Below are 12,769 nucleotides of genomic sequence, written 5' to 3'. Positions count from 1 at the left end.
CGGCCTGACTGAATCAGCGAGGGTCGGGGCAACGCGGCGAATCATTTCAGAACGCCGTGCCAACAAAAGGTTCGAACATTATGGCGATGAGCCCAAACCCCGCGCGCGGGAACGCCCTTTCTGCGTCTGCCGGGCAAAATTCGGCCTTGTCCGGCAACGGCTTGGCAGTGGCATCCATGCTGACGTGGGCGGCTGGGTTTCCGGCGGCCGAGGTGCTGTTGCAGACATGGCCGCCAGTTGCGCTGTTGGTTGCGCGCATGGCCATGGCTGTTGCGTTTCTACTCCCGATTTGGGTCATGATAGATGGCCCGGAACGGGTTCTGCGCGCCCGTTGGGGACATGCGTTTGTTGTCGGCGGGTTTGGCATCGGTCTGGGGATGTTTCTGCTGATCGTGGCGCAAAAACTGACGGACCCGGTCACAACGGCCATCATTGCCTCATGCGCGCCATTGATTGCGACATTGCTGGAACTTGCGTCTGGTACTCGGCGACTCAAGTGGAATTTTGCTGTTGGGGTTCTGATCTCGGTAGTGGGTGGATTGATCGCCACCAGCGCGGTAGCCCCGGCACAGTTGGGTTTGGGCGCGGCCTGTGCCGTTGCAGCGACAGCCCTGTTTTGCTGGGGTAGCCAGGCAACCTCGCGAGATTTCCCCGAATTAAGCCAGACCGGGCGCGCAGCGGTCACATTTGTTGGCGGGTTCTTCATGGCAACCATCCTGATGGCCGGCGCACATCATCTGGGCATGGATATCGTGCCGTCCATTTCTATCGACACGCGTCAAATTGGGATGCTGGCGATCTATTCGCTGATTTCCATGGCGCTCAGCCAGATCCTGTTTGTCGCATCGATTGGCAAACTGGGCGTCGCGCTTACGTCCTTTCACATCAATGTCGCCCCCTTCTACGTGATGCTGATCATGCTGGTGCTGGGCGAAGAGTGGAACTGGACCCGAGCGCTGGGTGCAGGGGTCGTGGCAATGGCTGTTGTTCTGGCACAGGATCGTAGGGTCGCAAAACCGGCCTAGTCGGTCAGGCTGTCCGACCGGATAAGCGGGAAAAACTGCCCACTGGACCAGACGCCAAACCAGCCATCTTTGTGCGTTGCGATGTCCACAAGACGATAAAAGCTTTTGCGATCTATGCGCGCCTCAAGATTTGCGCGAACCAATACATATGGTGACGGCTCGTCTGTTTCGGGATCGATGACAATCCGGATCGGGTGGTCCGGGCCAGCTATCGCGGTATCACCAACACGGGTCGTAAATGTCAGTGTTTGCGCCTGACCGTCGCCTGTCGCGCCAAAATCCACGGCCACAAAGGGCGCATCCTCGACAGTGATTCCCACCTTTTCCACCGGAGTCACGAGGTAGTATTTCCCGTCTTCTTTCTTAAGAATTGAGGAAAAAAGCTTCACAAGCTCGAACCTGTTGATCGGCGACCCTAAATAAGTCCAAGAGCCATCTTTTGCGATCTGGATGTCCAGATCGCCGCAAAACGGAGGATTCCACAGGTGAACAGGGGGTAAACCCCTGGTTTTGGCCGCTTTGACCGAGGCCGCCAGCCCGTCCGGAGAGGGGGTCACAGGTTTTTGTCCGCTCATTGCTTTTGCCATTTCCTTTTCGCGCGATACACTTCAACCATAATAGTCCACGGAAGGGAAAGTCATGACCGAACCTGCCGACCTCGTGTCCGAGATCGAAGCGCTGGAAATCAAACTGCAAGAGGCCAAGGCCTCGATCACCCGTCGCTTTATCGGACAGGAAAGGGTCGTGGACCTGACGCTGACCGCGCTGCTGTGTGGTGGTCACGCCTTGCTGATCGGCCTGCCTGGGCTTGGCAAGACGCGGCTGGTTGAAACGCTGTCGACCGTGATGGGTCTGCATGGCAACCGCATCCAGTTCACACCCGATCTGATGCCAGCTGATATTCTGGGGTCCGAGGTTCTGGACACCGCCGAGGATGGCAGCCGCCACTTTCGCTTTATTTCCGGTCCGATCTTCTGTCAGTTGCTGATGGCGGACGAAATCAACCGCGCCAGCCCTCGAACGCAATCGGCGCTGTTACAAGCGATGCAGGAACGTACCGTGACTGTGGCCGGGGAAGACCGCGATCTGGGTGAACCGTTCCACGTACTGGCGACGCAAAACCCGATCGAACAAGAGGGCACCTATCCACTGCCCGAGGCGCAGCTGGACCGCTTTTTGGTGCGGATTGACGTGGACTATCCGGATCGACAGACCGAGCGCGACATTCTTTTGGCCACGACTGGCGTGGAAGAGGACGAAGCGCACGAGATTTTCAGCAAGGAAGAGCTGTTGGCCGCTCAGACCCTGTTGCGCCGGATGCCGGTCGGGGACTCGGTTGTGGAACTGATCCTCGATCTTGTCCGCGCCTTCCGCCCTGAAGAGGCAGGTGTTTCTGAACGTGTCGCTGAAACCGTGGCTTGGGGCCCCGGCCCCCGTGCAGCACAAGCGCTGATGATGACGGTGCGTGCACGGGCGATGCTGCAAGGGCGATTGGCGCCGAATGCCGAGGACGTGCTGGACGTGGCCCGCCCGGTGCTTAGCCACCGGATGGCCTTGAACTTTGCGGCGCGGGCGCGCGGTGACAGCCTCGCAGACTTGATTGAGTCCACCGCCGCCGGTCTGGTGCGCACCGAGGCTGCGGCGTGAATGCCGCGCTGACCCTTCGCGAAAGATCTGAGGCCGAGGCGTCCCGGCTGCCGCCGCTCTTGGCGCGGGCCGAGCAGCTGGCCGGTACGGTTCTGCTGGGCGATCACGGTCGACGCCGCGCGGGGCTTGGTGACGATTTCTGGCAATATCGCCCTGCTCAGATCGGCGACAGCCGCCGGATGATCGACCATCGGCGCTCTGCCAGGGGCGATCAGCAATTTGTGCGTGAACGCGAGTGGCAGATTGCGCAATCGGTAATGCTGTGGGTCGATCAGGGCGCGTCGATGCGGTTTGCGTCTCACAAGAACCTGCCTACCAAGGCCGACCGCGCTCGTCTGCTGGGGTTGGCAACCGCGATCCTGCTGGTGCGCGGGGGTGAGCGTGTCGGTTTGACTGGTACGACCCTGCCGCCGCGACGCGGTAATGCTCAGATCATCCGACTGGCAGAAGCGTGGTCCGAGGATGCTGAGAGCGACTATGCGCCACCCGAACACCGCGCCATGATTCCGCATGCCCGCGCCGTTTTCATTTCCGATTTCCTTGGTCCGCTGGACGAGGTCGAACTGGCCCTGACCAAAGCCGCCGACCGGGGGGTGCGGGGTTTGGTCCTGCAGGTTCTCGATCCCGGAGAAGAGACCTTTCCGTACCGGGGGCGCACGATCTTTGAAAGCGTCGGCGGGTCTGTCCGACACGAAACCCTAAAGGCCGGAGAACTGCGCGAGCGGTATCTGGAACGACTTGCGAAACGCAAGGATGCGCTGACCCATTTGTGCCGCGCAACGGGCTGGCAGCTGGGGCTGCATCACACCGGTGACAGTGCGCAAGCAGCTCTGTTGTGGCTCTATCGTGCGCTGGATGGGGGAACGGGATGACGGTTTTGGCGGGAATTGGCTTTACCGCACCGTGGGTGTTGATGGGTCTTTTGACCCTGCCGATCCTGTGGCTAATCCTGCGTGCCGTGCCACCCGCGCCGATCCGTCGGTTGTTCCCGGCGGTGACGCTGCTGCTGGGGTTGAGGGATGACGAAAGCGTTTCTGACCGCACCCCATGGTGGCTGTTGTTGCTGCGCATGCTGGCGGCGGCGGCGATTATCATTGGATTGGCCGGACCGGTCCTGAACCCCTCGCGCGATCAGGCAGGTTCAGGTCCGTTGCTGCTGGTTCTGGATGCCAGCTGGGCCGGGGCGACCCGCTGGTCAACGACGCTGGATCAGATCGATGTGCAGCTGGCCGAGGCCGGGCGCGCGGGGCGCACCGTGGCCATCCTGCGCCTGACCGAACCTGAAACCCCCGTTTTTCAAGCCGCCGAAGCATGGCGCGGCCGTTTACCCGGGCTGACCCCGACACCGTGGCAACCGACCCCGGCGCAAGTCGATATGGCGCTGGCTGCCATGGATCAGGTGGACGGAGGGTTTGACACCCATTGGTTCAGCGATCGCTTAACCTACGAGGGGCACGAGGCGATCCTGTCTGCCCTGCGCGCGCGCGGTGATGTGACAGTCTATCAGGCCCCGTCGCCTGCGGTTGCGATTCTGCCTGCTACATACCAGGACGGGGTCATTCAATTGTCCGCGCAACGGGCGGAACCCGGTCCGGCAGATCGCGTCACGATACTGGCTCAGGGGCGTGACCCCGCCGGTGCAATGCGTGTTCTGCAATCGGCCGAGATGGAGTTTGCCAGCGGCGAGACACAGGCGCAGGTAGAACTGTCGCTGCCTTCCGAACTGCGCGCGCGCATCACCCGGTTCGAGATTCAGGGTGAACGTTCGGCAGGGGCCGTCACGCTGACCGATGACAGCTTGCGGCGACGCGAAGTCGCCCTGATTGCCGGATCTCTGAACCGCGAAGGGTTAGAGCTGTTGTCGCCGTTGCATTACCTGACGCAAGTTCTGACCCCTACGGCGGACTTCGTCGATGGCGGATTGCTGGAAGTCCTGCCCGCCAATCCAGATGTGATCGTGCTGGCCGATGTGGCGAAACCGGCCGGGTCCGAACAGGCGGCGCTGGTCGAATGGGTGGAACAGGGCGGTTTGCTGCTGCGCTTTGCTGGTCCGCGGATGGCGGCCAGCGATCTTGGCCGGGATGCCGAGGACACCCTGTTGCCGGTGCGCCTGCGCAGCGGCGGACGCTCGGTCGGTGGCGCGATGAGTTGGGGCGAAGCCAAAGGGCTGGCACCTTTCCCGGAAAACTCGCCCTTTTATGGATTGAAGGTACCGGAAGATGTCACAGTGACCACGCAGGTCATGGCGCAACCAGACCCTAATTTGGCGGATCGGGTCATTGCCTCACTTTCGGATGGCACGCCCTTGGTGACGCGCAAAGCGTTGGGATTGGGGCAGGTGGTACTGTTCCATGTGACGGCAGATGCAGAATGGTCCAGCCTTCCCTTGTCTGGGCTTTTTGTTGAAATGTTGGACCGGCTGGCGGTGTCATCAGCGGCGAAATCGCGGCAGGAGTCACAGTTGCAAGGCACCACGTGGGAACCGATTCAGGTTATGGATGGCTTTGGTGTTCTGTCTGATGCCGGAAATCTACCGGGCGTCGATGGTGTTGAGCTTGTGGCCGGTCAGATCGGTCCCGATCTGCGACCCGGCCTTTACGAAAGCGGCAAACAGAAATTGGCACGCAACGTTCTGTCCGATGAAACGGTTCTCAGCCCAGCGGTCTGGCCGTCGGATGTTCCGATCAAGGGCCAGGAGGTCAGCACCGAAACACCCATTGGGGGCATCCTGCTGAGCCTTGCATTGTTGTTACTGACGATTGACGTCATCGCCTCGTTGGCGTTGTCCGGTCGCCTTGGTTTGGCCAGAGCAGCGGCTGTCGCACTGGGGGCGATTTTGCTGGTGCCCGAAGTACAGGCGCAAACGCCCGAAAGTACAGATTTCGCGTTGAGCGCCACACAGGAATTGGTTCTGGCGCATGTTCTGACGGGTGATCAGCAGGTTGACGATATTGCGGCTGCAGGAATGCGCGGATTGGCTCAGACGTTGTTTTTTCGAACCTCGGTAGAACCTGCTAAACCCATTGGCGTGGATCTGGAACGGGACGAGTTGGCGTTTTTCCCGCTGCTTTATTGGCCGATCTCACCCGACCAGCCGCAACCGTCGGCTGAGGCTTATGCCAAGCTCAACGCTTACCTGCGTTCGGGTGGAATGATCCTATTCGACACGCGTGATGCGGATGTGGCACGCTTTGGGGCGGCCAGCCCGAATGGGCGCAAGCTGCAACAGATCGCGGCCCCGCTGAATATCCCTTCGTTAGAGCCTGTTCCGCGTGACCATGTCCTGACCCGTGCCTTCTACCTTTTGCAGGATTTCCCGGGTCGCTACGCGGGCACCGAAGTTTGGGTCGAGGCGGCACCCATGGATGCCGAACAGATCGAAGGCATGCCGTTCCGCAACCTCAATGATAACGTGACGCCAGTGGTGATCGGCGGCAATGACTGGGGTGCGGCCTGGGCCATTGATCGCAACGGTCAGGCACTACTGCCGGTTGGCCGCGGGTATGCGGGTGAGCGGCAGCGTGAGCTTGCAAACCGCTTTGGTGTCAATCTGGTGATGCATGTGCTGACCGGGAACTACAAATCAGATCAGGTGCACGTGCCTGCCTTGCTGGACAGGTTGGGACAATGACTGGAACCGTCATCTTCGACCCGCTGATCCCTTGGCCCATTCTCGCCATCGTGGTGGCGATTGCTGTCGCTGGGGTTGTTCTGGCCCTGTGGCGCGGTCTGTCTGGCTGGGCTTTGCGCGGTTTGGCGGCGCTGGTTGTGATCGCTGCGCTGTCAGGTCCGGTCTATCAGATCGAAGATCGCGCGTCGCTGACCGATATCGTTCTGATGATCGAGGATGAAAGCGCCAGTCAGACCCTTTCGGACCGGGCGGATCAGACTGCACAGGCCACAAAGGAATTGGCGGCCGAGATTGAATCCCGTGACAATACGGAACTGCGCCGCATTCGCGTAGGCGACGGAGACGGGGACGAAGGCACCCAGGTCATGGCGGCCCTGAACGAAGCGTTGGCCGAAGAACCACGCGCGCGGATCGCGGGCATTTTGGTGGTGTCGGACGGCATCGTGCATGATGCCGATCAGGCCCCCGACCTGCCCGCGCCCATGCACCTTTTGCAGACAGGGCGTGCAACGGATTGGGATCGCCGTCTGATCGTCCGCAATGCGCCTGCCTTTGCCATTATTGATGAACCCGTTATCTTGACCCTAAGGGTTGAGGATAGCGGTGCAGCACCCACTGGGGCCTCGACCGCGCCGCTCGAAATTTCGGTCGACGGGGCCGAAGCCGAGCAATTCACGATCCCCATTGGTGTTGATGTTGAGCTGCCGATCACGCTGCCCCATGGCGGGCGCAACGTGATTCAGTTCACCGTGCCAGAGGCTGAGGGCGAGCTGACCGATCGCAACAACACGGCGCTGATCCAGATGAACGGGGTCCGTGACCGGCTGCGCGTGTTGCTGGTGTCCGGCGAGCCGCATCCGGGCGGGCGGACATGGCGCAACCTGCTAAAATCTGACAGTTCTGTGGATCTGGTGCATTTCACCATTCTGCGCCCCCCTGAAAAGCAGGACGGGGTGCCGGTGGATGAATTGTCACTGATCGCCTTCCCGACGCGCGAGCTGTTTCTGGAAAAGATCAACGATTTCGACCTGATCATCTTTGACCGCTACAAGCGGCGCGGCATCCTGCCTGCGATCTATCTGGACAATGTCACCAACTATATCAACGAGGGTGGTGCCGTTCTTGTTGCCGCCGGACCGGATTTCGCCAGCGCCGACAGTATCTTCCGCTCACCCTTGGCACCGATCCTGCCTGCGCAACCCACTGCGCGGGTGATCGAGGAACGCTATGTACCGATGGTCACCGACCTGGGGCATCGCCATCCGGTCACGACGGACCTTGGCGACTCGGATAACTGGGGTGCTTGGCTGCGCCAGATCGACGTCAATCACCGCACGGGTGAGGTGTTAATGACGGGCGTGGATGACCGGCCCCTGTTGGTGCTCAACCGTGTTGGCGAAGGGCGCGTGGCGCTGCTGGCCTCGGACCATGCCTGGTTGTGGAGCCGGGGATTCGAAGGTGGCGGACCGCAGCTGGAATTGCTGCGCCGATTGGCGCATTGGATGATGAAAGAGCCCGAGCTCGAGGAAGAAGCGCTTTGGGCAGAGGCCAATGGTCAGGTGATGCGCATCATCCGTCAAACGCTGGGGGATGAGGTCGGGCCGGTAACCGTAACCCGCCCGAACGGCGAAACGGTCGAAATTACCTTGGATGAGGTCTCGCCGGGGCGGTTCGAAGCACAGTATTTCGGGCCGGAAATCGGCCTCTATCGCCTTCAGGAAGGGGAGCAATCCACCGTCATCGGGCTTGGCCCCGCGGCACCCAAGGAATTCGAACGCACGATCGCAACGGCCGAGGTTCTGGAACCTGTGACGGCAGAATTGCGCGGCGGTACGGTGCGTTTGGAGGAGGGTTTGCCGTCGATCCGCAACGTACGTGCCGGGCGTCCCGCATCAGGGCGCGGATGGATCGGTCTGACCCCGCGCAACGCCTATGAAACACGTGACGTGACGCAGGCCGGGCTATTGCCACCTTGGCTTGTATTGCTGCTGGCGGGCGGGTTCCTTCTGGCGGGCTGGCTGCGCGAGGGACGGTGACAGGTCAGTCAAACACCACGCTTACCGTGGGATTGCCGGGCAAGCCGTCGTAAGACACAGACGCCCCGCCTTTACCCTTTGCGGGCGGGAATAACGGCCCGAATGATCCGACGGAAATCAGGTCCCCCGGTTGAAATTCAATCCCTTTGGACATCAGCCAAAGGGCGGCATTGGCCGGATGCCCCAGTACCGCTGTGCCCGGTGCCTGCGCCAAAATCTCGTCATCTGCGGCGCGGAGGGTGACGGTCATATCAGCCAAGGCCTGCACCATAGCTGCCGGATCGGACACAGGGATTTCTGCTCCCCAAACACCCAGCTTCGGAGCAACGCCAATTGCTGTCAGCGTGACCGGGGTGATCGGTTCACCCTCGGCAAAGGTCAGGTCCGGTAGCTCGATAAACGGGCGAATGGCTGAGATGCCTTGCAGCACCTCCTCTGGCGACGTGGCCTGATTGATATCCGCTGTGCCAACAACTAGCACCAGATCGGCCTCAAATACCGGTCGCGCACCCCAGTCTGATGGAACGGTCGCGCCGTCATCCAGCATCATGTCGCGGAACAATACGCCCTGAACCGGTTCGGATGCGCCAAATCTTTCTTGTGCCGGTGCGCTGGTCAAACCGGCCTTGTAGCCGATGACCGGCCCTAAATGTGGCTCTAATGCGGACACTATGAGCGCTTGCGTGCACAGCGCGTCATTCATTGTGCCATCAGATGAAAGGGCAGGTGTGGGTGCAGCTGAGAGGTAATCCGCGATGAACCGATCGATCTGATCATCCGTTGCGCAGCCTGCCGCCACAGGATGGGCAAACACGCCACAGGCCAACAAAGCGCCGAAGAAACCCTGCATATCACACCTCCGTTTTGGCAAGAGTGGCACGAGGTTCGATCATTGGGCAACGGCTTAAACAGTTCTTCACTCTCTGCCCGGATGCTGGACGCAGATTGTTCCGGAAACACCAAAGATGAGTCTTGCAGGAAAACTGTCACAGGAACGGCGCGCACGTCTGGCGGCCGAGCGGTTGTTGGAAATGAAACAGGCAGAGCTGTCGGCGGCGAATCGCAAACTGGGCCTGCATGCGATGGCATTGACCAAGCGGATCGGCGAAACCCAGGCCGAGGTTGAAACGGTCCGGGGTGAGAATGAAAAGGTCAAATCCGATCTGACGGTCGCCAACGCCAAGATCGAGGTGGCCGAGCGCCGATTGTGGCATTCTATCCAAACTATTCAGGATGGATTCGCGTTCTTCGACGAGGAAAGTCGCCTGATCGGGGCAAACGCGGCTTACTTAAGCGTCTTTGACGGGCTGGAGGAGGTTGCGCCGGGTTTGACCTATCCTAGGATTCTTGAGATTCTGACGACCGAAGGGCTGATTGATCTTGGGTCCGAGTCGACGCCCGGCTGGCGCGATAGAATGCTGCAGAGATGGGCCATGCCGCATCCACAGCCCGAAGTTATCCGGCTGTGGAACGGTCATTATATCAAGCTGATCGACCAGCGCGGTCATGGTGGCGATGTGGTGAGTCTGGCCCTGAACATCTCGGCATCCGTGCGCCATGAGGCCGAATTGACCTCTGCTCGTGAACGGGCCGAGGCGGCAAACCGCGCCAAATCGGCCTTTCTGGCCAATATGAGCCATGAAATCCGAACCCCGATGAACGGCATCGTGGGCATGACTGAATTGCTGACCGAAACACCTTTGGATGAAGAACAGCGGTTGTATTTGAACACCATCCGCAACTCGGGCGAGGCGCTTCTGGTGATTATCAACGACGTCCTGGACTATTCCAAGATCGAGGCGGACAAGCTGACCCTGCACCCGGAACAGTTCGACTTTGAACGCTGCATTCTTGAAGTCGCGATGCTGCTGCAACCCAGCGTGCGCGATAAAGGTCTGACGCTATTGGTGGATTACGATCTGTTCCTGCCCACATTGTTTGTCGGCGATCCGGGGCGGGTCCGGCAGGTTTTGACCAATCTTGTCGGCAATGCGGTCAAGTTTACGTCCGAGGGCCATGTCCTGATCCGTGTCACCGGCGTGCCGAACCCGGATGCCCAATCCTGCGATGTGCATGTCGCGATCGAAGATACCGGTATCGGCATCGACGAAGACAAGATCGGGCACATTTTTGGTGAATTCAATCAGGTCGAAGACGAGCGAAACCGGGCCTTTGAAGGAACCGGTCTGGGCCTTGCCATTACCAAACGACTGATCACATTGATGGGCGGTTCTATCTGGGTGGACAGCGAGCCGGGGCAGGGGTCCTGCTTTGGCTTTCGTGTCTCACTGCCGACCGCTGAAGGCCCGCAACCTGCCCCGCCCGATCTTGACGGGCGCCTGCGCCATGTGATGATCGTCGAGGATTTGGCCGCCAACTGCGCGATCCTGTCCAAACAGCTAGGGCGGCTGGGGGTTCAGGTCACCGTTTGCACGTCGGGGCGAGAGGCGCTGACGGCGCTGAACGACAGTGTGGACCTTCTGCTGTGCGATCATGACCTGCCCGACATGGACGGGCTTGAGCTGGCTGTCCTGCTGAAAGACAGGGGGTGGGGCGCTCTGCCGATTGTCGTGATGTCGGCCAATCCCGGTGTCATTCACGCCCACCCCGCGCGCCACCTGATCGAAGGCGTTCTACAAAAGCCGATCCCCAGGGCTGAGCTATACGCGCGCCTGAAAGCGCTTGGCCACCCACAGGGCGTTGAGTCGCTTTCGGAGACCGCACCGATCAATCAGGCACCTAACCAACCCGCATGTGAAGGAACGCAGCGTATCATGCGTGTTCTGGCGGCCGAAGATAACCGGACCAATCAACTGATCCTTAAGAAGATGGTCAAAGATCTGAACATCGACCTGCGCTTTGCCGGCAACGGGATCGAAGCGGTGCAGGCGTATCAGGAGTTTGACCCAGACCTTATCTTTATGGATATCTCGATGCCTAAAATGGACGGCAAACAGGCCACAGCCGAAATCCGGCGCCGTGAGATTGAGACTGGCCGTCATGTTCCTATTGTCGCCCTTACGGCTCATGCGATGGCTGGTGACGATCAGGGAATCTTATCTGCCGGGCTGGATCACTACCTGACCAAACCGCTGCAAAAGCAAACGATTCACCAGATGGTTCTGACCCATAGGCCGGATGATTGTTGCCCGGTTATTGCAGAGTAAATCTGGGCTGACTAGATTGAACTCATGTCTGAAGATCGTGGATTTAAGCCCCGCGCGCTGGGTGAAATTGCCATCCGCTGCGCGGATATGGCCGCCATGGTCGCGTTTTATGAAAACGTGATCGGGTTAGAGCGTCTCAGCGGTGACCACAACAGCGCGATCACCTTTTTCCAAATCGCGCCCGGATATGGTGGCCACACGCAGGTTCTGGCCCTGTTTCACCACACTGCTGCCCCGCGACCAGGGTTGCACCCGACCGGGTCGCAAAAACCGGTGACGGGTGGCACGTCATCCCTGCATCACATCGCTTTGTCGCTGCCATTCGACGAACAAGACGCTGTGATGCGATGGTATGACCACCTTGGCCAGCCCTACCGGGTCGAACAGTTCGGATGGATCGGTTGGCGCGGTATTTTCACCGAAGACCCCGAAGGCAATACGGTCGAACTGGTCGCCTATGACCCGTCGATGTTAGATCAAGCCTGATAGGGCCGCACAAAGACGGGTTTGTTTTCTTCTGACAAATCGGGGCGGTATTTATAGCCACCTGAGTCAAAGTCCAGCAGTCCTTTGGGGTCGTCCAGCCTGTGCTGAATGACATACCGTGCCATCGCACCGCGCGCTTTTTTGGCAAAAAAGCTCACGATCTTAGGCGTGCCTGCTTTGTCTTCCATGAAAACAGGGGTGATAACGCGAAGCTTCAGTGCTTTAAGGTCTACTGCGCCGAAATATTCCTGGCTGGCGCAGTTGACCAGAACGTCCGATCCAACCTCAGCACCTTGCGCATTAAGCGCTTTGCTCAGTTGATCGCGCCAATATTCATACAGGTTCTTTCCGCGGCGGGTTTTTAGCTTGCTGCCCATCTCAAGCCGATAAGCCTGAATGGAATCCAGCGGGCGCAGCACACCGTAAAGACCGGACAGAATGCGAAGATGATCCTGCGCCCAGGCCATCTCCTCGGCATCCAGCGACGCAGCTTCGAGCCCCTGATAGGTGTCGCCCGCAAAGGCCAGCGCGGCGGGGCGTGTCACATCCGCCTCGGGCGCGTCTGAGAATGCGCGATACCGGTCGCGGTTCAGGCGCGCGAGATCATCGCTTAGGTCCATCAGCTTTTTCAGATCACCCAACGTCAGATTTCGGGCGGTTTTTGACAGACGGATGGCATCGTCCTGAAAGTCTGGCTGCGTGACTTCGACATCCCGTTCCGCCCAGTCCAGCCGCTTGGCCGGGGAAATAACTACCAGCATATCCGCTCTCTTTCCT

At 59.8% G+C, this 12,769-nt stretch carries 10 protein-coding genes; 7 read left to right on the top strand and 3 right to left on the bottom strand.

Going from position 1 to position 12,769, the window contains the following annotated elements; genetic code table 11:
• The first annotated feature begins 86 nt into the window (after positions 1 to 86).
• Complete coding sequence (locus tag AC2FI9_RS03550) at positions 87 to 1,025, top strand: DMT family transporter (protein ID WP_496765662.1); 939 nt, start codon at positions 87 to 89, stop codon at positions 1,023 to 1,025.
• On the opposite strand, the gene AC2FI9_RS03545 is transcribed toward AC2FI9_RS03550, so the two are convergent.
• Positions 1,022 to 1,600 carry a DUF1285 domain-containing protein gene (locus tag AC2FI9_RS03545; protein WP_496765661.1) on the bottom strand — a complete coding sequence of 193 codons (579 nt, stop codon included), beginning with the start codon at positions 1,598 to 1,600 and terminating at the stop codon, positions 1,022 to 1,024. The genes AC2FI9_RS03550 and AC2FI9_RS03545 overlap by 4 nt on opposite strands.
• Before the next feature lie 64 nt (positions 1,601 to 1,664).
• Between AC2FI9_RS03545 and AC2FI9_RS03540 the strand changes: the two genes are divergently transcribed.
• The 4 genes from AC2FI9_RS03540 to AC2FI9_RS03525 are packed head-to-tail and all read left to right on the top strand — an operon-like array spanning position 1,665 to position 8,339.
• Positions 1,665 to 2,672 carry an AAA family ATPase gene (locus AC2FI9_RS03540; protein WP_496765660.1) on the top strand — a complete coding sequence of 336 codons (1,008 nt, stop codon included), beginning with the start codon at positions 1,665 to 1,667 and terminating at the stop codon, positions 2,670 to 2,672.
• Entirely contained in the window at positions 2,669 to 3,544 is an 876-nt protein-coding gene (locus tag AC2FI9_RS03535) for a DUF58 domain-containing protein (RefSeq protein ID WP_496765659.1), read from the top strand. Before AC2FI9_RS03540 ends, AC2FI9_RS03535 begins: the two co-directional genes overlap by 4 nt.
• Positions 3,541 to 6,303 carry a DUF4159 domain-containing protein gene (locus AC2FI9_RS03530; protein ID WP_496765657.1) on the top strand — a complete coding sequence of 921 codons (2,763 nt, stop codon included), beginning with the start codon at positions 3,541 to 3,543 and terminating at the stop codon, positions 6,301 to 6,303. Before AC2FI9_RS03535 ends, AC2FI9_RS03530 begins: the two co-directional genes overlap by 4 nt.
• On the top strand, positions 6,300 to 8,339 hold the full coding sequence (locus tag AC2FI9_RS03525) for a hypothetical protein (RefSeq protein WP_496765656.1): 2,040 nt from the start codon (positions 6,300 to 6,302) through the stop codon (positions 8,337 to 8,339). Before AC2FI9_RS03530 ends, AC2FI9_RS03525 begins: the two co-directional genes overlap by 4 nt.
• A 4-nt stretch (positions 8,340 to 8,343) precedes the next feature.
• Here AC2FI9_RS03525 and AC2FI9_RS03520 read toward each other — a convergent pair whose 3' ends face one another.
• Positions 8,344 to 9,189, bottom strand: coding sequence for a 2-keto-4-pentenoate hydratase (locus tag AC2FI9_RS03520; protein WP_496765655.1), 846 nt, complete (start codon positions 9,187 to 9,189; stop codon positions 8,344 to 8,346).
• Between the two features lie 115 nt (positions 9,190 to 9,304).
• Between AC2FI9_RS03520 and AC2FI9_RS03515 the strand changes: the two genes are divergently transcribed.
• Positions 9,305 to 11,506, top strand: a complete 2,202-nt coding sequence (locus AC2FI9_RS03515) for a response regulator (RefSeq protein ID WP_496765654.1) — start codon at positions 9,305 to 9,307, stop codon at positions 11,504 to 11,506.
• A 24-nt stretch (positions 11,507 to 11,530) separates the two neighbouring features.
• Entirely contained in the window at positions 11,531 to 11,992 is a 462-nt protein-coding gene (locus AC2FI9_RS03510; RefSeq protein WP_496765652.1) for a VOC family protein, read from the top strand.
• On the opposite strand, the gene yaaA is transcribed toward AC2FI9_RS03510, so the two are convergent.
• Positions 11,983 to 12,753: a peroxide stress protein YaaA gene (gene yaaA / locus AC2FI9_RS03505; RefSeq protein ID WP_496765650.1), complete on the bottom strand. Its 771-nt coding sequence runs from the start codon at positions 12,751 to 12,753 to the stop codon at positions 11,983 to 11,985. The genes AC2FI9_RS03510 and yaaA overlap by 10 nt on opposite strands.
• Between the last annotated feature and the right edge of the window lie 16 nt (positions 12,754 to 12,769).

The organism is Ruegeria sp. CDSA246 (assembly GCF_059611225.1).
The sequence above is the reverse complement of the archived record's forward strand: the minus strand, read 5'-3'. Positions and strand labels throughout refer to the sequence as shown.